Origin of the sequence: Amphritea balenae (assembly GCF_003858655.1) — a bacterium.
In the GTDB taxonomy this organism is placed as follows: Bacteria; Pseudomonadota; Gammaproteobacteria; order Pseudomonadales; family Balneatricaceae; genus Amphritea; species Amphritea balenae.
Genome location: NZ_RQXV01000005.1, coordinates 315501 through 341213, shown reverse-complemented (window position 1 = coordinate 341213; position 25713 = coordinate 315501). Strand labels below are relative to the sequence as shown.

At 47.6% G+C, this 25713-nt stretch carries 19 protein-coding genes; 7 read left to right on the top strand and 12 right to left on the bottom strand.

Features of this window, described 5'->3' with window-relative positions; all coding sequences use genetic code 11:
* Window positions 1-5: 5 nt before the first annotated feature.
* Complete coding sequence (locus tag EHS89_RS11280) at window positions 6-1307, top strand: sodium ion-translocating decarboxylase subunit beta (protein ID WP_124926248.1); 1302 nt, start codon at window positions 6-8, stop codon at window positions 1305-1307.
* 246 nt (window positions 1308-1553) lie between these two features.
* On the opposite strand, the gene EHS89_RS11275 is transcribed toward EHS89_RS11280, so the two are convergent.
* Entirely contained in the window at window positions 1554-2477 is a 924-nt protein-coding gene (locus tag EHS89_RS11275) for a histone deacetylase family protein (RefSeq protein ID WP_124926247.1), read from the bottom strand.
* Window positions 2478-2803: 326 nt separating this feature from the next.
* On the opposite strand from EHS89_RS11275, the gene EHS89_RS11270 reads away from it, so the two are divergent.
* On the top strand, window positions 2804-4444 hold the full coding sequence (locus EHS89_RS11270; RefSeq protein ID WP_229753668.1) for a response regulator: 1641 nt from the start codon (window positions 2804-2806) through the stop codon (window positions 4442-4444).
* Between the two features lie 501 nt (window positions 4445-4945).
* On the opposite strand, the gene thiC is transcribed toward EHS89_RS11270, so the two are convergent.
* The gene (gene thiC / locus EHS89_RS11265; protein ID WP_124926246.1) at window positions 4946-6841 is read right to left on the bottom strand and encodes a phosphomethylpyrimidine synthase ThiC; all 1896 of its coding nucleotides are present in this window, start codon (window positions 6839-6841) and stop codon (window positions 4946-4948) included.
* A gap of 310 nt (window positions 6842-7151) precedes the next feature.
* Between thiC and EHS89_RS11260 the strand changes: the two genes are divergently transcribed.
* The gene (locus tag EHS89_RS11260) at window positions 7152-8186 is read left to right on the top strand and encodes a YeiH family protein (protein ID WP_211340325.1); all 1035 of its coding nucleotides are present in this window, start codon (window positions 7152-7154) and stop codon (window positions 8184-8186) included.
* Between the two features lie 110 nt (window positions 8187-8296).
* Here EHS89_RS11260 and EHS89_RS11255 read toward each other — a convergent pair whose 3' ends face one another.
* The 4 genes from EHS89_RS11255 to EHS89_RS11240 all read right to left on the bottom strand — a co-directional run bounded on the left by EHS89_RS11255 (window position 8297) and on the right by EHS89_RS11240 (window position 13290).
* Window positions 8297-9145: an ABC transporter permease gene (locus EHS89_RS11255; RefSeq protein WP_124926245.1), complete on the bottom strand. Its 849-nt coding sequence runs from the start codon at window positions 9143-9145 to the stop codon at window positions 8297-8299.
* A gap of 475 nt (window positions 9146-9620) precedes the next feature.
* Window positions 9621-10925: an ABC transporter permease gene (locus tag EHS89_RS11250; protein WP_211340324.1), complete on the bottom strand. Its 1305-nt coding sequence runs from the start codon at window positions 10923-10925 to the stop codon at window positions 9621-9623.
* 121 nt (window positions 10926-11046) lie between these two features.
* Window positions 11047-12102, bottom strand: a complete 1056-nt coding sequence (locus tag EHS89_RS11245; RefSeq protein ID WP_124926244.1) for an ABC transporter substrate-binding protein — start codon at window positions 12100-12102, stop codon at window positions 11047-11049.
* A gap of 78 nt (window positions 12103-12180) precedes the next feature.
* The gene (locus EHS89_RS11240) at window positions 12181-13290 is read right to left on the bottom strand and encodes an ABC transporter ATP-binding protein (RefSeq protein WP_124926243.1); all 1110 of its coding nucleotides are present in this window, start codon (window positions 13288-13290) and stop codon (window positions 12181-12183) included.
* 722 nt (window positions 13291-14012) lie between these two features.
* Here EHS89_RS11240 and panC point away from each other — a divergent pair.
* Window positions 14013-14882: a pantoate--beta-alanine ligase gene (gene panC, locus EHS89_RS11235; RefSeq protein WP_124926242.1), complete on the top strand. Its 870-nt coding sequence runs from the start codon at window positions 14013-14015 to the stop codon at window positions 14880-14882.
* 280 nt (window positions 14883-15162) lie between these two features.
* Here the strand turns inward: panC and EHS89_RS11225 are convergent, their stop codons facing one another.
* The 5 genes from EHS89_RS11225 to dctP all read right to left on the bottom strand — a co-directional run bounded on the left by EHS89_RS11225 (window position 15163) and on the right by dctP (window position 22330).
* Complete coding sequence (locus tag EHS89_RS11225) at window positions 15163-17256, bottom strand: TonB-dependent receptor plug domain-containing protein (RefSeq protein WP_124926241.1); 2094 nt, start codon at window positions 17254-17256, stop codon at window positions 15163-15165.
* Window positions 17257-17451: 195 nt separating this feature from the next.
* Window positions 17452-18981, bottom strand: coding sequence for an aldehyde dehydrogenase family protein (locus EHS89_RS11220; RefSeq protein ID WP_124926240.1), 1530 nt, complete (start codon window positions 18979-18981; stop codon window positions 17452-17454).
* 231 nt (window positions 18982-19212) lie between these two features.
* A complete protein-coding gene (locus tag EHS89_RS11215; RefSeq protein ID WP_124926239.1) occupies window positions 19213-20514 on the bottom strand; it encodes a TRAP transporter large permease in 1302 nt (433 codons plus the stop codon).
* Window positions 20515-20517: 3 nt separating this feature from the next.
* On the bottom strand, window positions 20518-21204 hold the full coding sequence (locus EHS89_RS11210) for a TRAP transporter small permease (protein ID WP_124926238.1): 687 nt from the start codon (window positions 21202-21204) through the stop codon (window positions 20518-20520).
* A gap of 106 nt (window positions 21205-21310) precedes the next feature.
* Window positions 21311-22330, bottom strand: coding sequence for a TRAP transporter substrate-binding protein DctP (dctP, locus tag EHS89_RS11205; RefSeq protein WP_124926237.1), 1020 nt, complete (start codon window positions 22328-22330; stop codon window positions 21311-21313).
* A gap of 596 nt (window positions 22331-22926) precedes the next feature.
* Between dctP and EHS89_RS11200 the strand changes: the two genes are divergently transcribed.
* The 3 genes from EHS89_RS11200 to EHS89_RS11190 all read left to right on the top strand — a co-directional run bounded on the left by EHS89_RS11200 (window position 22927) and on the right by EHS89_RS11190 (window position 24884).
* Window positions 22927-23331 (top strand): nucleoside deaminase, encoded by a 405-nt coding sequence (locus tag EHS89_RS11200; protein WP_124926236.1) that lies wholly within the window; start codon window positions 22927-22929, stop codon window positions 23329-23331.
* A gap of 4 nt (window positions 23332-23335) precedes the next feature.
* Window positions 23336-23986 carry an ankyrin repeat domain-containing protein gene (locus tag EHS89_RS11195; protein WP_124926235.1) on the top strand — a complete coding sequence of 217 codons (651 nt, stop codon included), beginning with the start codon at window positions 23336-23338 and terminating at the stop codon, window positions 23984-23986.
* A gap of 367 nt (window positions 23987-24353) precedes the next feature.
* Complete coding sequence (locus tag EHS89_RS11190) at window positions 24354-24884, top strand: YcnI family copper-binding membrane protein (RefSeq protein ID WP_211340323.1); 531 nt, start codon at window positions 24354-24356, stop codon at window positions 24882-24884.
* A gap of 206 nt (window positions 24885-25090) precedes the next feature.
* Here the strand turns inward: EHS89_RS11190 and EHS89_RS11185 are convergent, their stop codons facing one another.
* Window positions 25091-25675 carry a YceI family protein gene (locus EHS89_RS11185; protein ID WP_124926234.1) on the bottom strand — a complete coding sequence of 195 codons (585 nt, stop codon included), beginning with the start codon at window positions 25673-25675 and terminating at the stop codon, window positions 25091-25093.
* Window positions 25676-25713: the final 38 nt, after the last annotated feature.

Genomic DNA, 25713 nt, shown 5'->3' with positions numbered 1-25713 from the left:
CTTTCATGGAAAACCTACTTAACCTTTGGCATGCGTCCGGGATTTACAATGTAAGTCCTGGTCAGATCGTGATGATCGCGGTCGGCCTGCTGCTGTTGTTTCTTGCGATCAGCAAGAACTTCGAGCCGCTGCTGCTGGTTCCGATCGGTTTCGGCGGCATCATGGCCAACATCCCTGAAGCGGGTCTGGCATTTTCTGCGGTAGAAAATGCTCTGCATCTGGGTGGCCCTGAAGTACTTCAGTCTCTGGCGTCTTCGCTGGGTCTGGATTCTGCTGATCCATACGCAATAAAAGAAGCTTATAACTCTTCCACTGCCCAGGCTCATACTGCCGCTGTATATGCAGCGAATGATGCAGGCTATAACAATGGTATGTTGTATAACTTCTACACCATAGCTATCGCTTCCGGTGCGGCTCCCCTGTTGATCTTCATGGGTGTTGGTGCGATGACCGATTTCGGTCCTCTGCTGGCTAACCCTAAGACTCTGTTCCTGGGTGCTGCAGCGCAATTTGGTATCTTTGCTACGGTACTGGGTGCAGTCGGTCTGACCACTTTAGGTCTGATGGACTTCTCTATCCAGGATGCGGCAGCAATCGGTATCATTGGTGGTGCTGACGGTCCTACAGCGATCTATGTAGCTTCATTGCTGGCGCCGGATCTGCTGGGTGCAATCGCAGTAGCTGCGTACTCATATATGGCTCTGGTTCCTATGATCCAGCCGCCAATCATGCGTGCACTGACTACTGATGCTGAGCGTCAGATCTCTATGGTTCAGCTGCGTCATATCTCTAAAGTTGAAAAGGTCATGTTCCCGATCGTTCTGCTGATGCTGGTAGCAATGCTACTGCCGGATGCAGCACCTCTGTTGGGTATGTTCTGCTTTGGTAACCTGATGCGTGAGTGTGGTGTTGTTGACCGTCTGAGTGATACTGCTCAGAACGCTCTGATCAACATCGTAACTATCTTCCTGGGTCTGTCTGTTGGTTCTAAACTGTCTGCAGATAAATTCCTGGACATAGAAACACTGGGCATCCTGTTGCTGGGTATCGTTGCATTCGGTATCGGTACTGCTTGTGGCGTAATCATGGCTAAGATCATGAACAAGATGCAAGGTGGTAACTCCATCAACCCGTTGATTGGTTCTGCTGGTGTATCCGCAGTACCTATGGCGGCACGTGTATCTAACAAGCTGGGTCTGGAAGCTAACTCCCAGAACTTCTTGCTGATGCATGCGATGGGACCAAACGTAGCCGGTGTAATCGGCTCCGCGGTTGCTGCAGGTGTGATGATCAAGTTCGTTGGCTAAGCGCTTCGATACTTAAAAAAGGCTGCCTATGGCAGCCTTTTTTGTGTCTTAAGCTTAGACTGGTAAACAAGGTTTCCTGGCTAGAGGTGACTGCACCGCATGTTAAAGTAGTGTCTCCTGATAGTGATTAGAAAGCCGTTGCCTTCCGATGCTTAAAAGAAAACCGCCTAGTGGCGGTTTTTTGTTTTTCTGGTTAGACCGAGTTCGCTAGAAGATTTAGCAAGTCGCGTAGCGACGTCCAGCTAATCAATGACCGGCAAGCACTTCTATATGCGCCTGCACGCTAAATGCCAGTGCTACGGGGTTGTAACCGCCTTCCAGCACGGAGACGATTCGTCCGCCGCAGGTAGTGCGTGCTGCATCCATTAACAACTGTGTTGCCCAGCGGTAGTCTTCCTCAGTCAGATTCAGATCCGCCATCGGGTCTTCGTGATGGGCGTCAAAACCGGCAGAGATAAACAGAATGTCAGGCTTATGATTCTGGATAGCAGGCAGCCAGTGTTTTTCTAACTGTTCACGGAATACTGATGCCCGGGTGTGGGCCTCGATCGGACAATTGACGATATTATCCCGCTGAATATCGGAGTAGCGTTCCGGATAGTACGGGTGCTGAAAGGTAGAGCAAACCAGAACTTCAGGCTTATCTTTAAAGATATCGACGGTGCCGTTACAGTGGTGTACATCAAAATCAACAATAGCCACGCGATTTACATTGGGCTGTAACAACGCATGCATAGCGCCAATAGCGACATTGTTGAAAAAGCAAAAGCCCATGGCGGCGTTATGTTCAGCGTGATGGCCCGGTGGCCGTACAGCGCAGAATGCATTATCGACTTTCTCAGTTAAAACCTGATTAGTTGCCAACACAGTTGAACCTGCAGCAAGGCTGGCAGCATGCAGTGAGTCCGGACAAAGCGCAGTATCTTCATCAGCGTATACCACGCCTTCAGAGGGTTGCTTCATCTCCAGCCGGGTCTGATGCAGGTTGGCATGTGCCAACTGAATCTGTTCCGGGGTCACATGCACAGATTCCATCTGTTTAAGCTGCTCAATCAGTCCGGTTTTCTGTAATACTTTCTGAATTGCCAACAGCCGAATAGGGCTTTCCGGATGTTCCGGACCCATATTATGCAGCCCACAGTCCTGGTGAGAAATAAATGCTGTAGTCATAGGTATCTGAATTCTTTTATTTTTATGGGAATTCCCTTAGGGGTAGTGTACTGGAATACCACTGTGGCAGCGCTTAGTCAAAAGTTGTAGATAATATGTGGTTAATGGTCATGAGTGTTGACATGGATCAGTAACTGTTATCACTGAACCCGATACTATGGTTCCCACAGCATAGAACTGTATTTAGCACCGTGTGTTTCACCCTACACCCGGTGCTTTTTTTTGCCCGCAATAAACTGGCCCCGTTTTGGGGTGTTTTTACTTCCTCCCTGACCAACAGCCTTTTATACTTGATCTGACAAAGGATTTTAGGATCAGGATAACTAGTGACCGCTTTACGCAATAAAACCACCGGCGACCACATTGATTACAGTGACAAGAATGTCCTGTTAATCGATAGTAGCGGTAATATGCGCGCAACAATTTACTATATGCTGCGAGAGCTGGGCATTAGTAACGTTAAAGCCATTACTATCAATGACAAAGTTATTCCGCTGATCATTCAGAACGATTTCGATGTAATTCTGTTAGGTCATAATTCCAGCGATAGTATTACGGGTATTCAGATTCTTGAAGAAGCAAGGTTTCGTGGTTACATAAAGCCCAGCGCCGCCTGGATCTGTATGACCAGTGATTCGTCTCAGGAAGTCATTCTGCATGCCATCGATAGCAATCCCGATGATCTGATCACTAAGCCGTTCTCTATTGAAGAACTGAAGTACCGTCTTGATCATATAGTCCGGCGTAAAATCTCTCTGCGTCCGGTTGATCTGGCGATTGAGTCCGGCGCACTTAACCAGGCGTTGCAAATTTGTGAAGCCCTGATAGATCGAAAACATCCTGAATATGACCACCTGCAAAAAGTCAGGGGTTCATTGCTGCTTCAGCTTGGTCAGTATGATGCTGCCCGGGAGTTGCTTGATGGCATCTATTGGGAATCAAAGGATAAAGAGGCTGGCTTATATCTGAGCGAGGCCTATGTTGGTCTGGATGATCTGATGGCGGCCGAACAGCTGTTGCAGGAACTGATTCTGGACAACCCATTGCTGATAGCGGCTTATGATCTTCTGGCAATAGTACATGAACAGATGGGGGATCTGGCACAAGCGCGAGAAACCCTGAAGCAGGCCACAGTTAAGTCACCGTTGGGAATTCCACGACAGATGGAGTTAGGGCGTGTTGCGATTCAGACTCAGGAGATGGATCTGGCCAAAGGAGCGTTTCGTCGTTCTATCAGTCTGGGTAAACACAGTTGCTATCGTTCAGCTGAGCCCTACTTAAAACTAGCTAATCTTCGTCGTATGGAAGTAAAGGCGGTTGATGAAATTACCCAGGAACAGATTGAACGTGAGATTGATGGCTTATTAGTTAATGCCCGTAAGAATTTCCCAGCGGATACTGAGTCGGAGGTTAAAGCCTTTTTGATTCGCAGTCAGTTGGCGGGTGATATCGGCGAGAATAAAGATAAAGAGCGCTTCCTACGGGAGGCTAAATTAGTTAACCGCCAGTTAGAAACCCCAATAGACCTTGATCGGGAACTGCTTGTTATGTCCGGCGATGCGGTTCCTGTACTTGAGAAGCCTAAGCCTAAACCGGTTAAGAAAGATGCTGCTGTCCATGGTAAACAGCAGAATCCTGAAATGAGTGACAAAGCTAACCGGATGGGTATTAAGCATTATCTGTCAGGCAAAGTCGGTCAGGCGATAAAGTCCTTTGGTGCGGCAGTGGATTTTGATTTTAATAATCATGCAGCGGTACTTAATCTGGCGCAACTCTTCCTTGAGACTGCCCGTGACGACGAGGAACGCAGAGAAGGGCGTCTGAAGATGGTGGATCGTTATCTTAATCTGGTTGAACGCCGTGTGTTGGAAGGCGATCTTAGTGATAAGAAGCAGCAGCTTAAGCGTTTTCGTGCAATGCCTTTAGAAGAGCTGCCGCCGGCTTCATTAGGCTCATTGCTTAAATAGCCTATCTACTAAGCACTTATATAAGTATTTAGCTCTAACTTAATCGTTCTGAAAAAATCACTATCACGACTCTTAGCTGGGGATATATAGCTATACGGTGTGCCGTGATAGTGTGGCCAGGATGGCTAAAGGCGAACAATAGCTGTAACTAAGTAAGCTACCCAGTTACCAGCTCTATCACGATGGTGGTCGGGATAGTCTGAGATTGTTCGCCATGGTGGATCTGTTAAAACATCGAAGTCCGATCGCTTTGCTTGTCCGAGCACTTCGTTTGTCCGATGCGGCTTCGCCGCGTCCGAAAAAAAACGATTTACCACAGACGGCACTGAGAAAAGATTAATCATAAAGTTCTTTTCGCTCTTCCTCTGTGTCCTTCGTGTTCTCTGTGGTGAAAACGCCTTTGAACTTAATCAATTCCGGACAAGTTGCGTAGCAACGTTCGGACAAACGTAGTGCTCGGACGCGGCGGAGCCGCATCGTATAAACAACGTGTTCGGTTTTTTAGATCTTATGATAGATCTCCGCGCCGGTTTCTTTAAACTCTTCCGATTTCTCCTGCATGCCTTTCTCCGCTGCAGCCTGCATTGCTGCCACTTCGGTCGAATCCAGGTTACGCACTTCCTGTGAAATCTTCATCGAGCAGAACTTAGGACCACACATAGAGCAGAAGTGCGCCACTTTAGCGGATTCCTTCGGCAGGGTTTCATCGTGGTACGCACGGGCAGTATCGGGGTCCAGACCGATGTTGAACTGATCTTCCCAGCGGAACTCAAAACGTGCTTTAGACATCGCATTGTCACGGATCTGGGCACCCGGATGACCTTTCGCTAGGTCAGCCGCATGGGCCGCGATCTTGTAGGTAATAATACCGGTCTTCACGTCATCTTTGTTCGGCAGACCCAGGTGTTCTTTCGGGGTTACGTAGCAAAGCATCGCGCAACCGTACCAGCCGATCATCGCCGCGCCGATACCGGAGGTGATGTGGTCATAGCCTGGTGCGATATCGGTGGTCAGTGGTCCAAGAGTATAGAATGGTGCTTCATGACACTCGGTCAGTTGCTTATCCATATTCTCTTTAATCATGTGCATCGGCACATGACCTGGGCCTTCGATCATCACCTGAACATCGTGCTTCCAGGCGATCTTAGTCAGCTCGCCTAAGGTTTCCAGTTCGGCGAACTGAGCTTCATCGTTAGCATCGTAAACGGAGCCCGGACGCAGACCATCACCCAGTGAGAAGGAAACATCGTAGGCTTTACAGATCTCACAGATCTCTTCGAAGTGGGTATAAAGGAAATTCTCTTCGTGGTGCGCCAGACACCATTTCGCCATGATCGAACCACCACGGGATACGATACCGGTCATCCGCTTCGCCGTCATCGGCACGTAGCGCAGCAGTACGCCGGCATGAATCGTGAAGTAATCCACCCCCTGTTCAGCCTGCTCGATCAGCGTGTCACGGAACACTTCCCAGGTCAGATCTTCTGCTACACCGCTGACTTTTTCCAGCGCCTGATAAATCGGTACTGTACCGATAGGTACCGGCGAGTTACGCATGATCCATTCGCGGGTTTCGTGAATGTTCTTACCGGTGGACAGATCCATGATGGTGTCTGAACCCCAGCGGATACCCCAGGTCATCTTCTCCACTTCTTCTTCGATGGAGGAACTCAGTGCAGAGTTACCAATATTACCGTTGATCTTGACCAAAAAGTTACGACCGATAATCATCGGCTCTACTTCCGGGTGGTTGATGTTGGCCGGGATAATCGCGCGACCTTCGGCGATCTCCTGACGTACAAACTCCGGTGTAATCTCTTCGGGTAGCTTAGCACCGAAGCTATGCCCCGGATGCTGTTCCGCTACCACATTGCCTTCAGCCTTGGCTTTAGCCAGTTTCATATTCTCGCGGATGGCGATGTATTCCATCTCCGGCGTGATGATGCCTTTACGGGCATAATGCAGTTGGGTGACGTTAGCGCCTTCTTTAGCACGCAGTGGCTTGCGTGTCAGTTCAAAACGCAGGTGATCCAGGCGCAGGTCCTGTTCACGACCACGGCCGTATTCAGAACTCAGACCATCTAACTGTTCGGTATCGTTACGTTCTTCGATCCAGCCAGCCCGCAATGGTGCCAGACCTTTGCGTACATCAATGACAGCCTCAGGATCGGTATAAGGACCAGAAGTATCGTATACGTAGAGAGGATCGTTCTTCTCGCCACCCATATCAGTCGGCGTATCATCCAGGCTAATTTCACGCATAGGTACGCGGATATCCGGGCGGGTGCCTTCGATATATACCTTACGGGAGCTTGGAAATGGCTGTACTGAAGCTTCATCAACCTGTGCGCTACGACTCAGGGCAATATCACTGTTACTTGAAGAGTTAACGGACATAGAACGACCACCTTATTATTTTTTGTTGTTACTGATGTATGTCGGCTAGTTAATATCTGCCGGGCGCATCAGTCGATCTGCTGACCAACTATAGCGATAGAATTACGGGTCTGATTAGTGCCAGAAATGGATGCATCTCAGGACCAGAATGAAGTTTCTTATTGGGGATTCAGGCAATATTTTGCTGTATCAAAATGACTGGATCTAAATGTGAGCTGTTTCTGTCTCTATCGGTATTATCTGCAAACCATATACTGGGATACTTATATCAATAAATCCTTAAGGGTTTTATAAAGTTCAGGAGATACCTATGTCAGGTATGCAAAAGCAGCTGCCACTTTCTACTGATGCAGCAAAACAATGGCTATCTGTAATAATGCCTGGCTTTATGCTTTGTCTGGTTGTGGGGATGGCCTCTAAGTTTGTGTCGGAACATTATGGTGGGCCGACTATCTTGTATGCCTTGTTGATGGGGATGTCACTTAACTACCTGTCCCAGGAAGGCCGTTGTATGGCGGGTATTCAGTTTGCGGCTAAGTCGGTGTTACGTTTCGGTATTGCGCTGTTAGGTGCGCGTATTACTTTTGAACAGCTGTTAGGCCTTGGTTTTACCCCGATCGCGATTGTTATTGTCGGTGTGCCGGCAACTATTCTGTTTGGCTATTTGTGTGGTCAGTGGCTTAAGTTAAGTAAATCGCAAAGTATTTTATCCGGCGCCTCTGTCGGTATCTGTGGTGCGTCCGCAGCTCTGGCCGTGTCCGCAGTGTTACCTGAAGATAAAGATTCAGAGCGCAATCTTATTTTTACAGTAATTGGTGTGACAGCTCTGAGTACAGTCGCAATGATCGCTTATCCGCTGGTTGTTACGGGGCTAAATCTGACTGAAACAGAGAGTGGTATCTTTCTGGGAGCTACTATCCATGATGTTGCCCAGGTAGTCGGTGCCGGCTATATGATGTCGGACGATGTCGGTGATGTAGCAACCTTTACCAAATTATTACGTGTAGCAGCGCTGGTGCCTGTGGTCGTTGTAATCTCTTTACTGGTAGCCCGTAATAACGGAGGCGCTAAGAAAGAGGGAGCTTCTAAGCTTCCTCTGCCAGGCTTTTTAGTTGCTTTCATTATTATCGTGACTATTAACAGTACCGGTTATATTCCTCAGCTTGTGTTGGATGGTATGACCGAACTTTCTCGCTGGTGCCTGATTATTGCGATGGTTGGGCTAGGTATGAAGGCATCATTTAAAGAGCTTTCTGAGCTTGGCTGGAAGCCGATCGCACTGATGGTTAGTGAGACAGTATTCCTGGCAGCATTAGTTGCAATCTGGCTCTTTGCGGTACGTTAAGGTTGCCAGAATAAAAAAGCGGATCAATAATTGATCCGCTTTTTTTATGCCTTTGTTTTTACTTTTCCAGCGATCAGCAAGAAGTTAAGTGTTTGTTCTAACCTCTGTTTTTATATCTCCCCGGTACGAATTTTCTCACCCCGGGCCCGAAGATACTCAATCGTCAGTAATAGCAGCATCGATATCACCACCAGTAATACGGCGACTGCCAGAATGGTTGGATTAATCTGTTCACGTAGTCCAGAGAACATCTGGCGCGGAATCGTACGTTGCTCAGGTCCAGCCAGAAACAGGATGACAACCACTTCATCAAAGGAAGTCACAAAGGCAAACAGGCCGCCGGAAATAACGCCGGGTCTGATTAACGGCATAATCACTTTGAAGAAGGTGTAGCTGGGAGTGGCACCCAACCCTAACGATGCCCGCATCAATGAAAAGTCGAAACCGGAAAGCGCCGCATTCACTGTGATAATCACAAAAGGCGTACCTAGTGCCGCATGGGCCAGTATTACCCCAAGGTAACTACCGGATAGTCCCAGTTGGGTATAGAAGAAATACATACCTGCGGCGGTGATAATCAAAGGCACAATCATCGGTGAAAGCAGCATTGCCATGATAGCGCGCTGAAATGGCATGACCGGATTAGATAAACCAATCGCTGCCAGAGTGCCCAGTACAGTTGCTATGATTGTGGCGCAGATACCGATAAAGAAGCTGTTTTTAATCGCCAGCATCCATTTATCATCGTTAATGATCTCTTCATACCATTTCAGTGAATAGGCTTCGGTATCGAATGCCAGCATGCCCGGCGTGAAGGTAAAGTAAGGTTCGGCATTAAACGACAGAGGAATGATGACCAGAATCGGAATCATCAGAAATGCCAGTACTCCCCAGGCAGTTAAGCGTAACCCATGCATTCCGACCTTTTGCCAAAAGGTATAGTACTTAGGAAACTTCATAGTGCAGCTCCATTTTTGTTCAACGAAGCCGATGCATTGCCGGTTCTGTTTTGCCAGAAAGTGTGGTTTTTAGGAAATTTCATAGTACAGCTCCATTTTTGTTCAACGAAGCCGATGCATTGCCGGTTCTGTTTTGCCAGAAAGTGTGGTTTTTAGGAAATTTCATAGTGCAGCTCCATTTTTGGTCAACGAAGCCGATGCATTGCCGGTTCTGTTTTGCCAGAAAGTGTGGTTTTTAGGAAATTTCATAGTACAGCTCCATTTTTGGTCAACGAAGCCGATGCATTGCCGGTTCTGTTCTGCCAGAAAGTGTGGTTTTTAGGAAATTTCATAGCACAGCTCCATTTTTGGTCAACGAAGCCGATGCAATGCCGGTTCTGTTCTGCCAGAAAGTGTGGTTTTTAGGAAATTTCATAGTACAGCTCCACTATTCCGTAGCTGATACTGAACAACCTGTTTAGATAAAGTCATAGCGTTACCCCAGCTTAATATTGCTAACGCCGACTAAGCGGTCGTAGATCCAGTACAGCGCGAGTATTAGTCCCAGCAATAGCGAGCCTAATGCTGCTGCCAGCTCCCAGTTATTCGATGACTGCATATGGAAGGCGATAATATTACTGACCATCTGTCCTTCGGTACCACCGACCAAAGCAGGCGTGATGTAGTAACCGATAGAGATAATGAATACCAGCAGCGCACCAGCGCTGAGTCCTGGAATGGTCATTGGCATATAGATACGGATGAAAGCGGGTATAGGTTTTGCCCCCAGAGACATCGCTGCCCGCAGGTAGCTTGGATCTATGCCTTTCATGACGCTATACAGGGGCAGGATCATAAAGGGTAAGAGAATATGTGTCATCGCTATGACCGTTGAAAACTGGGTGTAGAGCATCTCTATAGGTTCGGTGATCAGATGTATTGATTCAAGGAAACTGTTAACGACGCCATTAGTCTGTAGCAAAGCGATCCAGGAAGTGGTTCGCACTAATAGTGAGGTCCAGAATGGCAGCAACACGAAGACCATTAGCGTATTGGCCGTTTTAGCCGGTGCTGTCGCCAGATAGTAAGACAGTGGGAAGCTGATAATGGCAGTGAGGAGGGTGATCAGCAGAGCGATCTTCAGGCTTTTAAGGTACAGTTTTATATAGATCTGGGTATCCCGGGGGACAATATTGCCTTCGGGGCTGCGCATCAGATCCAGTGCGGTTAAATAGAAACCGTCGGTAAATATTGCGCCTGATTTTTTCATTTCACGCCATATTTCAACTTTTTGCCACTGGGGTTTTAGACTGAGTAGTTTGGCGCCACCTTCAGAGGCAAGTAATTCAGGTTCGAGCTTTTTCAATTTGCGTGCGCTCGACTTAATAACACTGGAACTGCCCGGTAGAGCACGGTTTATCTCTTCTGCCAGCTTGCCTGAGCGACGCTCCTTGGCCAGATGTTGCAGTTCAACCGAGAAAATATTCAATATAGTCTGGTCAGGGAGTTCGCTACCTGTTTCATCCCAGCCAGACAGTGCTTCAAGGGTATCCGGAATCAGCTGCGCGACCGTCGGATGATAAACACTGCGGTAAAGCATCGTACCTATAGGTGCAACAAAAGCGATCAGAACAAAAATTATCAGCGGTGCAACAAATGCAAAAGCGATAAATTTGCGCCGACGTTGCATCCTCTGGCTTTGTATCTTCTCGTCAGGCGTTAATCCTGAGTGAGAGCTATGACGGGTACTGTCAGCACCGTTGTTCATAGTCTGGTCTGCGTTAAGCTCGGCTTGAGGCATAAGTACAGCCCTTATTTTGATTATTCCGTGGCATGAAGCCTGGTAATAAATTGGCCTGATACTTCAGCCGATATAGCTGGCTGAAGTATCAGATCCGGTGCGAGTGTTTAATTCAGGCGACTTATTTCAGCAGCCATTCGTTAAACTTTTCACCCAGTGATTCACCGTAGTCGGCCCAGAATTCACCGGATGCCTGCAGACCTTCGTCCAGATGTGCTGATGGCAGCTTTGGAATAACCGCTTTGTCTACGTATTTATAAGATGAGTTACGGGTTGGACCATAAGCGACTTCCTGCATACCACTTTCTGGCTTAGAGCTGGTGGCGAAACGGATGAAGTCTTCAGCCAGTGCCTTTTTCTTGGAGCCTTTTACAATGGCCCAGACATCCAGATCATAGATATGCGCGTCCCATACCATTTCAAATGGTTTCTTATCACTTTGAATAGCATCAAAAATACGACCGTTGGCAGACTGCACCATTACCGCACCACCATCATTCAGTAGCTGTGGCGCCTGGGACCAGCTATCGAACCAGACCAGATCATCTTTAATGCTATCCAGCTTGGCAAAAGCACGCTGCTGGCCTTCATTGGTTGCCAATAGCTCATATACCTCATCTTTAGGTACGCCATCAGCAATCAGAGCCCACTCCATATTCACCTGAGGACGCTTGCGCAGTGCGCGCTTGCCAGGGAATTTCGAGGTGTTAAAGAAATCATTGATGGTGCCAGGCTGACCGCCTTTAACGGTTTCGCTGTTATAGGCATACAATACAGTCCAGACAATGTTGCCGACGCCACACTCATTTGAGAGCGCCTGGGGAGAGAAGTCTTCGCTGGCGGGAACACCATCATCACCGGGTGGCAGAGTATCGTGTGGGAATACTTCTAACAGGCCTTCAGAACAAGCTCTTTCCAGATCGATAACTTCAATATCCACGACATCCCAGAGGATATTGCCACTTTCAACCTGGGCTTTAATTTCGGCGATACCGCCAGAATAGTTTTCAAATAAAATCTTATGCCCGGTTTTTTCCATATAAGGATCGAGCATATGTTTCTGCTGTGCCGCTCCATAGGCGCCACCGAAGGATACTGCGGTAAACTGATCGGCCATGACCGGCACGGCTGCCGTACAAAGCGCGAGAGCCGCGCCGAATCGCTTGAGTGCTTTCATTATTATTTTCCTCTTACGTTATTTTTTACTACGGTATTACGGTTGTTAAATTCCTTTTTAAGTCCTTATTTATAACGCTCAGGCCTGACGATCCAGTGCCAGTCCACCAGTGACATCCCAGGTTAGTTGAGTACGGGCGCCGTGCTGTAATACCGGGGCCTGATTGTCATTCAGCGTTTTTACCATCAGTTCTGATCCGCAAGGCATCTTAAAGAAGTAGCGGATAGAGTCGCCGACATAGAGGCGAGTGGTAAAATCGGCATCGATACTGTTGGCCAGTGACTGGCCATTGGCTATAAAGAGATTTTCCGGCCGAATAGTCATCATGCAGGGATCACCGGATGGCGGGCAATTTGGGTTGGAGGTAGTCACCATAGAACCATCGGCCAGTTGAATCTCTGCTTTGCCATTCTCAACCTTAGTGACTGTGCCTGGGATACAGTTGTTTTCACCGATAAAGTTAGCCACGAAAGAATTAGCAGGTTGTTCATAGAGGGTTTCAGGTGCGGCGCATTGCTCAACGATACCGTCGTTAAATACCGCGATACGGTCCGACATCGTTAATGCTTCAGTTTGATCATGGGTGACATAAATAGCGGTAAACCCAAGATCTTCATGCAGTCGTTTAATTTCAAACTGCATCTGTTCGCGCAGGTTTTTATCCAGCGCACCTAGCGGCTCATCCATCAATACAATGCTGGGTTCGAAGATCAGTGAGCGAGCCAGTGCAACGCGTTGCTTCTGTCCACCGGATAGCTGGCCGGGGTAGCGTTTTGAAAAGTCGGCCAGCTCGACTAATGCCAACGACTCTTTAACCCGTCGTTTTACTTCATCAGCAGGTATTTTTCGTACTTTAAGCGGATAAGCCAGGTTCTCACCGATGGTCATATGAGGGAAGAGGGCGTAGTGCTGAAATACCATGCCGATGTTGCGATGGTAAGGTGCGATATTAGTGACCGGCTGGCCATCGATCAGAATGCTGCCGCTGGTGACATCTTCAAATCCAGCCAGCATCATCAGACAGGTTGTTTTTCCTGAACCTGAAGGTCCGAGGAGGGTGACAAACTCGCCTTTTCGGGCATTAAGATTAAAGTCTTTAACCACCAGAGTTTGCTGGTCATAGCTTTTTTTAACATTTACAAAACGGACGTACTGATCATCGGTATTACTTTCACTGCCTGATAACATTGAATCGTAACCTCCACATTGGAACTGTCCTGAGTCTTAATCTGTCCGGATAAAAGTATGAGCTTCCTATTACTTAATCCAAGCAACTCAACTTCAGAAACTTAATTCTGAAACAATTGAAACTCAGGATTCTATAGATGCTTTATATGTGAATTATTGTCAATGACGGATCAAGTCAGATTGAAATAGGGGGAATTTGGAGGGGCTTGAATCATAGTGTGAAATGATCATAGTGAACGCTCTCTTTATTGTTGTAGTCACTGTTTTTTGTGGTGGCCAGCGCAGCATTAAGTTGCGAAAAGCTTGTTATTCAATATATGGCAGGCTGTAAAAAAAAGCGGTAGACCCAACGCTTGCCTGTTTTCTAGATTCAGCCTGAAAAGCCCAGATAACGCATTTTTAATGCATTTCTATAGTGTTCTTTCAGATAATGATCCTTATGTACCACATTGTTTTTGAAAGTTATTTGGCACTTTTATGACTTTCTGGTCCGGTTTTAGAATGGCTTGGTTTTGATCAAATAGCCAGATAAAAATTGACTGTTCATAATTCTGGATAGCCAATTGATCCGTTTTCCATTCTTTGATTACGCTGATTATTTATACAACGCAGTATATGTTTATAACTGAATGGTCTGGTATTTTCATTACGGAACTGTTGGTTCTTTTATTACCCCGGCTTAACTATATGCTTACCTTTTTTGATTTATCAGGTGTATTCCAATGCAAGTAATCCATTCAACAGATGATCTGCGTAATAGCTTAAATAAAGCCCGGGCGGGAGGATTAATGGTTGGTTTTGTACCGACCATGGGTAATCTCCATGAGGGGCATATCAGTCTGGTTGAGGCTGCACGTAAAGAATGTGATGTAGTGGTCGCCAGCATTTTTGTTAATCCTCTGCAGTTTGGTATTAATGAAGATCTTGATACTTATCCACGGACGCTGGAAGAAGATAAGGCGCTCTTGATAAGTAATGGCTGCGACATACTCTTTGCACCTTCTGTACGAGAGATGTATCCGGATGGTAAGGGTATTGCCACCATTGTAGATATGCCTGAACTGTCGCAACTGCATTGCGGTATTAGCCGGCCGCAGTTTTTTAAAGGGGTGGCGACCGTCGTTGTAAAACTGCTTTGTATGGTGCTACCGGATATTGCTTATTTCGGCGAAAAAGATCGCCAGCAGCTAACGATTGTCCGACAAGTGATTAATGATCTTTCTATCCCTGTACAGATTACCGGTGTTCCAACAAAAAGAGCAGCCTCTGGCCTGGCGCTAAGCTCAAGGAATAGCTATCTCAGTGCGGATGAGCTGAGCATTGCCGCTTCACTGTATCAGCTGCTGAAGGATGTAGGGCAGCAGCTACAAGCGGGTTGTCAGGATTATGACCGGCTTGAAGCTGAGGCCGTGCAACGATTGGCAATGCTGGGCTTTAAACCGGATTATTTTCATATTTGTCAGCATCAGAGCTTGTTGCCGGTACAGCCCGGTGACGTTGAAATCACTATTCTGGCTGCCGCCAGTCTTAATGGCACACGCCTGATTGATAACATCGCTTTTAATTTAAGCGATGCTCAGTATCAAGGCTGATGCACTATGCTTTAAGTAGTAGTGCAGATTCACTGGATGATGACTCACAAGCCTGTGAGAAAAATCATATCTGGGTATCCCAGAAAGCCCCCTGGTATCAGATCAGAAATGATCTACCAGAGTTCTAGTAACCCCTTTACTGTATTTCTTATACGGCTGTTGTGAAAAAATAAACGCACGTTAAGCGCGTTTATTTTATCTAATTAAGAAACGACACCGCGATGAATACTTGGGTCAACTGTTGCTGCTTAACTCTTACTTCGAGAGTTAAAGAGACTAATCAGAAGCTATAGGTCATATTTACGCCAAAGCGGCGGGCCATGTTTGACTCACTATAGCCCCCGTAGACATCGTCCGGAACGATTGCCTCATTGTTAAACAGGTTCTTGAGATAAAAACTCAGATCAAGACCTTGTGTGAAAGCATCACGTGCAACCAGTGTGGTATCTAAGAAATGTTCAGAGCCTATATCAACAGGTGCACCGACGGTATTGAACTGATCGTATGCGACATTGGCATAGCCGTTATAGTGAATGTTAAGTAACATGTTGTTAGTCAAATTAATATCTGCGCCCAGATTCCACATGTGCTCAGGGGTCACAACGATGTTCAGATCTGAATCGATGACATGACGAAAGAACCCATCAACAAAGTCGGTGGTGTTCCCTTCCAGAGTCCAGCTTCCCTCATCGTAGGTTGCTTTTGCGTAAGTGTAATTTCCATAAAGTTCAACGCGATCAAATGCTTGCTTGAACTCAAGTTCCAGTCCCCGGGTTGATGCTCCGGGGCCGTTCCCCCAGGTCTTAATTACTGTATCGCCATCAACAGTGACGCCTTGGCCATAGTAATGAATAAGGTCGTCTATTCGCATATAGAACAGCCCTGCACTCAGGAATGTATTGTCTGTATTAAATTGATACTGGATCTCATGGGCCTGGTATTTTTGGCTCTCTTCAGCACCACCTGAATACCTCCCGTTTTGATAGAGACTGCCTTTTCTACCGCCCAACCAGGTTCTCAGGCTGGGTGCCACTTCTGATCCGTTAAAAATATATTTAAGGGTACTCTCTTCATTGACGTTATAGATTGTGGCAAATCGGGGTGTGATAAAGTCGGTGTCTAGAATGCCGTCATTTTTCTGATAGCGGGCGCCAAGAGTGATGTGAAAATCAGGTTGCAAAGAGTAATTTAGCTCTGAAAACAGAGCGTAAGTTTTGTCAGTGACAGGAGAAATCTGTTCATAAGGGAGGAAGGGCCCTGGATTCGGTATATTGTACGGAGCTTTCAGCGTCATTCTGTGACTGTCGATCTTAATACCTGAGGTTAGATGATAGTTGTCTGCTTCATGAAATATCAGGCTTTCAACGCCGTAACCCTGCATCCGTGTTAGGTCATAGGTGTTACTAAACTTAAAATGGTCGTTAAACTGGTATTCCACCTTATAATCATTTAAATAAATTTTGTTTTCTATCCGTGTTTGATCAGTTAACTCTGGGTTATAAGAGAGTTCAATCCAGTTGCGTTGATAGATAGCTTCATTATCAGAGCCTGAATGAAAATTATTGTTTCGGGCATTATTAAATGAGGCCTTTAAACCATAGTCGCGCCAATGGCCTTTGAAGTAGATATCATAACCGGGCTCGAGATTCATATTGGCTCGTTTTCGTAAGTCGATTAAGGCAACACCTGTTGCCCCTGTTCCATATACATCTGCTTGTGGTGCATCGCTATCAAAGCGGCTGATGCTAACTGTATATCCTCCTTCAGCTAAGTCCTTAGCATAAATTGCAGACTCTAAATCCCGTTTATGCTCTGTCTCATAATCCAGTGCTATCTGCCAAGCGCCTTCGCCGGTAGGGTCTAACTGTTGAGCTGATTTAGTAATGATGTGAATAATACCGATACCGGCTTCGCTACCCCAGAGTACTGAACCCGCCCCGCGTACGACCTCTATTCTTTGTACATTACTTAGTGTAGGAAATACGGTTTCTGCACTGATTCCGAATGAACTTTTATCATTGATTGCGTGACCATCAATCAATAGCAGATATGAAGAAAGGGCCTGAGCAAGTCCACGGCTGGTCAGGTTTTCGAAGTGGCTGGTGGTGTTGTAATAAGCGCCGGGAATATGTTGCATCACTTCATAAAGGCTGCGGTAACCTCTATTTTGGATATCTTCAGCGGTGATGATGCTGGTAACAGCGGCAGTTTCGGTTGTATTGGTTATAAAGCGTGATGCGGTATAGACCTGAAGTTGTCCCAATGAAGCAAGATCAAGATTAGCCAACATCAATTGAGCTTTATAGGGCGTTGCTGCTGATAAATGGGTAACAAATAAAGATAACGTAAGTAAAGTCGATGCTTTTAATTTCATAGCTAAAGCCTGATTATAAATAAAATGAGTATTTTATTAACTTCAATGAGTTTTTAGTTGGCTTCAATTTTTGCATGTTTCCTGATTCTTTTGCTTTTTTTGTCCTCGTTTTGGGTGGTAATGTAATTGAAAAACGCGCCTAAGGGCGCGTTTTATATCTGGTCGAGCTTGTTAGACGACCTGGCTCATAGAGGCTTAGCTTGCGACACAGCTCCGAACACTAGCATCGGCAGTAGTAGCGGGTGCCGCTTCACCTGCTTTAGGATCAACGACACGTACAGTCGCAACCTTGTTCTGGGTGAAGAAATCGACCGCTTCTTTGCCCTGAACCTTGTTATTACCTACTAGTGAACCTTTGATGCCACCAAATGGCAGATAAGGATGCGGTGCACAGATACCCACGTTAACACCGACCATGCCGACATCGGCTTCATTGATGAACTTCTCGGTATAGAAAGCGTTCTGGGTGAAGATGACTGCACCGTTACCCATCTCATGATTCTTGATCATGCGCAGGGCACCATTGATGCAACCGACTTTCATGACGCTCAGTACCGGGCCGAAGATCTCTTCGCGGGCGATCTGCATGCAAGGGGTCACATCGGTGAATACGGTCGGGCCAACGAAGTAACCATCTTTGTTGGCATCGGCAACTTCAGGATTACGACCATCCAGCGCCAGAGTAGCGCCTTCGTTCTGACCGATTTCGATGTAGTTCTCGATCCGCTCTTTCGCTTTAGAAGAGATGACCGGACCCATAAAGACATCCGGATTCATCGCATCACCGACGGTGATGTTTTTAGACGCTTCCAGTAGTCGCTCAACAAATTCATCGTAGATCTCAGACACTACGGCGATGTTAGATACCGCCAGACAGCGCTGGCCGGCAGAGCCGTAACCGGACATCAGGATGTTTTCGATCATCAGATCCATCGGCGCATCTTCCATCGCCACCAGGAAGTTCTTAGCGCCACCCAGCAACATGGTCTTCTTACCGCCACGACCACATCCTTCTGCGATCGCTTTAGCGGTCGGGGTAGAACCGACCAGACAAACGCCGGCAACGTTATCATCCTCGTACCAGGCTTCTACCGTTTCACGGTCACCGTGAACGATGTTAACGACGCCATCCGGCAGACCGATGTCAACCAGCAGCTGCATCATCTTCTGCATAAACAGTGGTGATTCAGTGGATGGTTTGTAGACGAAGGTGTTGCCGGTACCGATAGCAAAAGGGATAAACCAGCCGAATACCAGGGCTGGGAAGTTGAATGGTGCAACACCGCAGAACACACCTAATGGTGCTTTGATCAGGCGGCCATTGATGTTGTTAGCGATACCCTGCACGGTTTCACCCTGAATAGTGGCAGGAATAGAGCAGGCCATCTGCAGGATCTCAATAACCCGGCCCACTTCACCGCGGGCTTCAGCGATATGCTTAGCCTGATCGATGGCGATCGCTTCGGCCAGCATTTCAAGGTTATCTTTCATTGCCTGCTGCATATCGAAGATGTAGTTCATTCGCTTCGGCAGCGGTGTCGCGCTCCAGGCCGGATAAGCTTCGGCAGCAGCGGCAGTTGCCTGACGTGAAGTTGCTTCAGAGGAGATTGGTACTTCACCGATAACAGCACCGGTAGAAGGATTCTTCAATGGCTCGTACTGGCCGTTGTTTTCGTCCAGCCACTGACCGTTGATATGGTTTTTTATTTTGATATAGGAAGTCATGTATTGGGTCCTGTCTGTCGGAGAGGTTGAGATTATTTCCGCGTATGATCAATATAAATCGACTCTTGATAACAGCCGTAGATCCACGGGATTTCATTTTGTAGTTCCAACTCAGTTCACTGATCAGTCCATAAAATCAGCCGATGAGTAGTGGTTATAAAAGTGTAAAAAAAGCCCCTGTTTTCAAGGGGCTGAAAGGTCGCCTATTTAAAGTGCTCGCGACGACTTGCCTCAGTAGCCCATCAGGAGTTTCGGCAAAAAGAGTGAAAGTTCAGGTACAAAGGTCACCAGGAATACCATTGGCAGGTGGCCTAAACAGAGGAATTTCAATGTCGGGGTGATATAGCGGTCCAGTGACAGCTTTCCCACTCCACCGGCCATGTAGAGCATCGGGGCACAAGGTGGTGATACATTACCCAGGCCTAAGTTCACGCCCACAACCGCCGCAAAATGGATCGGATCGATACCCAGCTCGTTGATGATCGGCAGGAAGATAATGGCTGCCAGTACGCTGCCAGAGATGTCATCAACGATCATGCCGATTAACAGCAATAACAGATTGATCAACAGTAGCAGGACGTACTTGTTATCAGAGATCTCTAGCAGCGCCAGTGCCAGGTCGCGTGGAACCTGTTCAAGAATCATCGCGCGACTCATGATGAACAGGAAGAACAGCACGGCCATGATCGAACCGGTCATAGTGACGGCGCGTACCGTTACAGCGCTAAGGCTCCGCAGGGTCATACCCTTGTAGATAAACAGTCCCACCGGGATCGCATAGATAACGGCAATAGCTGCAGCTTCCGTTGGTGTAGCGATACCACTGTAGATAGCTCCGAGAATGATCAGTGGCATTAGCAGGGCGAAGGCTGCGTTGTAGCCGCTTTTTACTACGCCTTTAGCTGCTTGTTTAAAGGGTAGCGGTTGCTCCACTTTAATATTGGTGTCGTTACGCAAGAACCAGATGTTCAGCGCGCAATACAGCAATGTCAGCATTATGCCCGGAATAATGGTGGACAGGAATGCTGCACCCACCGATAGCCCCCCGGTAATGGAGAACACAATCATTGGTATGCTTGGCGGAATCAGTAGTGCCAGAACGGATGAGCAAGCAACCAGAGCGGTCGCGTGGCCGGGTGGATAACCCTCACGCACCATACGTGGAATCATGATCTGACCCACTGCTGCGATTGCTGCAGAAGAGCTGCCGGAGATCGCGCCAAACAAGGCGCAAGTCAGAACGGTTACTGCGCCCAGCCCGCCTTTTATACGACCGACGATAGAGTTAACGAAGTTCAGTAGCCGCTCTGAGATTCCACCTTCGGCCATCAACAAACCTGCGAATATAAACAGGGGCAGGGCGAGCAGGGCAAAACCACTGGCGGTCTTAAAGCCGTGTGGGATCAGGAACGAGATATTATTACCGGTGGTGAATGCAAACAGCACTGCGCCGATACCAAAAGCAAAAGCGACCGGAATTTCGATCAGAATCAGGGCGATGATAATTAGCATTGAAATAAGAAATAATGTCATTGTTTACACCTCCTGAGTATTAGGTTTTTGCGTTTCATTATTACGCGTTTGTTTGCGACTAAGAGACTGGCTGCAAAGGTCTCGGAATTCATTAATAGTTTCGAGCATGAAGTAGCCCACCATCATGGCAAAACCGACAATCATGCTGGCGCTCCAGATGCCTCGCGGCCAGCGAAGATTGACGCTGACACGCCCTTTGTCGATCTCCTTCAGCGCATATTTACAGGCAAAATAGCCAAACAGAATAGCAGCGAGCATACAGGTGACGGAGCCGATGAAACGGATTACGCCTACCTTGTATGGGTCTTTCACCACTAGAGAGACGATACCGCCGTGGATATGTTCACGTTCACGGGTGGCGTAGCCCATACCCAGAAAATAGACCCATACGGCCAGCAGAATGGAGGCCTCTTCGATGCCAGTGAAAGGTGATTCCAGTACATAACGCATAATTACTTGCGAGAACGTCAGCAGTGCCAGGCCCATGCCTGCCAGTACCATCATTATGCGGAATACCCAATTCAGTAAACGCTCAAAGCGGATCAGAAAACTGTCTGTCCGGGTTTCGGGCTGTTCTGGAATCGCATGCAGGTGGGGGGGGATTGGATGAGTACTGAGATCAGGATCGTAATCGTAGATCTTGGTCTCACCCACCGATTTTTGGGGTTCAGAGTGTTTTTCTTGTTGCATGATTCTGATCCTGAAAAGAGTGGTCGGGAAGGTAGCATCCCAGCTCTCTGCTCCATAAAGACGGGGCAGAGAGTGGGAACTACCGAAAGGTTAAGACCGATCAGGATTACTTAAGGCCGGCGATATCACGCATCATAGCCATGATTTCAGGACCTACGATGCCTTCCATATAAGGCCATTCTTTGGCGTACAGAATTTCTTTAGCCTTATTCATTTCTTCAGGACTAAGGTCAACAACTTTGACGCCAGCGCCACGTACCTTGCTCAGGAAACCTTCGTCAATTGCCTGTGCCTCATCCCAGATTTTTGCCATGGTGGCATCAGATGCGGCGATCAGCTTAGCACGCTCATCAGCGGGCAAGTCTTCCAGCCATGACTTGTTGACTACCCAGAAAGCATGCTCGAAATAGTCTTTGGTCAGGATGTAGCTTTCGATAACGTCGCGCATCTGCCAGATTTCAACCGAAGGCGCAGTACCGCGTGCATCGATAGTACCTAACTGAAGTGCGGTGTAGAGCTCAGAGAATGGCATAGGTACCGGTGTAAAACCAAAGCTCTTATAACGCTCGATACCGATAGGGATTGCCGGTACGCGCATCTTGATTCCCTGGCCGTCGGCTGGGAAGTTAGTCGGTACATCTTCGATCCCTTTTCGCATAGCGATGGAACCAAAGCCGGTTGGAATAACACCCAGCACAGCCAGGTCCAGGTCATTCAGGATCTCGTTATAAACACCGGTCATTTTGCCGTTAGGGCCATAAACTTCGCGGGCTTGCTTCCAGTCGTCAACCACGTAGCTCAACCAGGACAGATCCAGGCGAGGATCGTATTCTGAGGCGCCGAAGCTCATCGTCATAGGTACTACACCTTCCATGCTCTGCTCAAACAGGGAAGCCCAGTCTCCCAGTGAGCCACCAGGATGGTAATCGACTTCGATATCAGCGCCACTCTTCTTCAGCTCATCCATAAAGGTGGTGGAAGTCAGGTGGAATATATGGTCTGCAGGGTAGGCGTGGGCCAGCATTAGTTCGTCAGCAGCCTGGGCAGTTTGAATCGCCGGTGCAGCCAGTGTTGCAGACAGTATGCAAGTAGACAGAATGGATTTGGCGCGGGTTGTTAAGTTCATCGTAACCTCGGTAATTGTTATTGTTTTGAGCGGGTCCGTTACGGGATACAGAAGCTAGCTTCTTAAATTCCGGAATTCAGAAGAAAAGAAGGCGAAGATATCTGCGTCACTTTGTTGGACGCTTTCAATATAGATTTTGAGGTTTGATTTCAGATAGACCCAACGCTAAACCGAAATATAGAACCAGGCTGAAAGGCCCGTATTTCGTGGCTTTTGAATTGATTGAATGAGGTTTTCTGTACGACGTAAGCTGATGAAAAGAGGCCAGGCGCAGTTTTTCCGCTAGCGAATGTCCGATGGAAAACTACGATTTTCAGGCAAAAAATCAAAAGATGTCGGGCGATCCTTCAAGTCTGATCAGGATAATTTGATAGACGCTGATGGTCTAAAATGGGAGAGAAGCAGATGCTTGGTTTTCGTTGCTTGGTTTTTATTGTTTGGATGTCACTTAAAAAGTCAGAGACGTAAAGCTGGTGTTGGCCTCCTCTTGGGTAACCACAATAGAGAGCGTTGTAGCCGTGGGTAAAATATTAATAGATGGGGGACAGTCTAAAATTCCCCGGAGAAGGTTTCTGTATCTTTGTAGCGCAGGCTTATTGGGCACCTATGTTAGGCCTGATAACGTGAGAGGGGATGGTGCCATCGTTCAGCCCGATGTAGAGACCGAGCGCAGCTTCATTGCCAGGGCCTTTGAAATGCGGCGACTTGCAATTGAACAGGGGGATCAGCCCTACGGCGCAATTGTGGTTCTGAATGGACAGATAGTTGGAGAGTCCGGAAGCAGGGTATTGTTGGACCATGATCCGACCGGGCATGCCGAAATGGCTGCGATCCGGGATGCCGGGCGCCGGCTTAAGCGGGAACATCTGAGTGGTGCCGTGCTCTATTCCTCCTCGCGACCCTGCCCGATGTGCGAAGCAGCCGCGGCCTGGTCTGGAATCAGCCATATGGTATATGGCAGAAATGCTGAGCGGGCAGGGCGCCCCTTACTTTGCAGGTAGTCTGATGCGTACAGGAGTTTTAAGTTTGGTCCTATGGGCTTGCTCTATCATTTGCTTCCCTGGGATCGCAAAGGCAGGTGATCGAACCGCTTATTTCAATGCAGCGGCGGATAATAATGTTCCTCAACTGCAACAGGCTTTCGAGCAGGGGATACTGATAGATAGTCGTGATGAAAGAGGACGTACTGCATTATTGATCGCTACCTACCATGATGCGACTGATGCAGCCCGTTTTTTGATCAATGCGGGGGCCGATGTTAACGCTAAAGATGATCTTCAGGACAGTCCCTATCTTTATGCCGGTGCCGAAGGCAAGCTCGAGATTCTCAAGATGACAGTATCTGCGGGGGCCGACCTCAGAAGCGTCAACCGTTATGGTGGTACTGCCCTGACACCCGCGGCCCATCACGGGCATGTTGAGGTTGTGGAATACCTGCTGACCACCGGAATCGATATCAATCAGGTCAACTATCTGGGATGGACTGCGCTGCTGGAAGCAGTCATTCTGGGAGATGGTAGCCCCACCTATCAGCGAATCGTCGAGCTGTTGATGATTGCGGGTGCTGATCGTTCAATTCGTGATCGCAACGGAAGAACGGCACTGGATAATGCCCGCGAGAAAGGCTACCCGGAGATTATCGATTTACTGCAATAAGGGTAAGGTGTTTCGGTATCGCAGAAGCAGAGTTAGTCTGGTAAACGGGATTCAATTCCAGCAGTGGTAACTGATTTGTGCAGCAGCGCAGCGCTTCTCGATAAAAAGGCCTCTTCTTATAAAGTGCAGACTAACAGCCATTTATATAGAGGATTATTAAAGAGGTAGGGCTCTTCTCAATCTCTCTGGCTGTGACAATTTACCGCATATTATTTCAAGGTAGCTCAGATAGAATGTCGTCACACATATCTGGTAACTATTTCGTCAGCATGAATCATCATTGGATCTCACTTTAGTTCGGAAGATTAGATCGAACGCTGACGAATGTTGGATAATTTTTGTAGTCGATATTTGAAGGAAATTATTAGTGAAATACTTAATCTCTGCATCCCTGGTCGTTGCTGCTATCACCTCAGGTTTTTCAGCAACTGCTTCTGCTCATGCTTCTCTGGAAACTAAGACCGCTCCTGTTGGAAGCCATTACAAAGCAGTGATGCGTATTGGCCATGGTTGCGAAGGTAGCTCTACCCACACAGTTAGAATTCAGCTACCTCCAGAGGTGCTCCGTGCCAAGCCTATGCCAAAAGCCGGTTGGACCCTGGAAACAGTCAAGGAAAAGCTAGATAAGCCTTTTGATTACTACGGAAAAACCATCAACGAAGATGTCCGGGAAATTATCTGGAGCGCTGGAAACCTGCCTGATGATTACTACGATGAATTCGTTTTCAGCGCTAAGCTGGCAGGTCAACCCGGACAGACAATCCATCTGAAAACGTTTCAGGAGTGTTCGCAGGGAGATCTCCAGTGGATCGAAATCCCCGCGGAAGGGCAGGATCCCCACGATTTGAAAGCTCCGGCACCGGCTCTGAAACTGGTCGATAAACATCACGATCACTAATCTTCTATCGATCTATTAAGGTCTTTATAAAGAGTACGCTTTCCAGGCAATCAGCCAGTATTGCTCAATACATGACGGGCTCTGGTGAAGGAAATGGAACGGTGTAAAAAAGAGAGCGTTTAGCTCTCTTTTTGTTTTTGCAGCCACTAACAAGACGAAACGCTTAGAAAAGTGGCTGTCTGGCGACTCTTGTGAAGAGGAGCTTCTTACTTCTTAATAGCTTCCAGCTCAAGGCGCATGGTGATCTCGTCACCGATATTAGGTACACCGTACTTCATACCGAAATCGCTACGCTTGATGGTACCGATAGCGGTAAAGCCTGCCATGGTTTTCTTATTGAATGGGTGAGCACCGGCCTTGTTCAGAGTCAGGTCCAGTTCTAACGGCTTGGTTACTCCCAGTAGGGTCAGGTCGCCGGACAGCTTGGCAGTGTTTTCACCGGTTTTCTTGATACCGTTGCTGGTGAATGTCATCTCAGGGAATTCGGCAGCATTAAAGAAATCAGGGGAGCGCAGGTGCTCGTCACGTTTAGCGTGGAAGGTATCGATAGATGCTGTGTTGATAGCGATAGATACTTTAGAGTTTTCAATATTCTCATCATCAAAGCTCAGTTCGCCACTGAACTCGGCGAAGCGGCCGGGCATATTTGAGAAACCCAGGTGGTTTACATCAAATAGTACGAAGGTGTGAGCCATATCGATCTCATAGTCCGCAGGTGCTGCCTGAGTCACTACCGGGGTAGCCAGGGTTGCTGCGATCAGTGATGCGCCGAATAGTTTCTTGAATGTCATGTTCAGTTCCTCTCTTTTTTTTCAGGAGTAAGTGATAG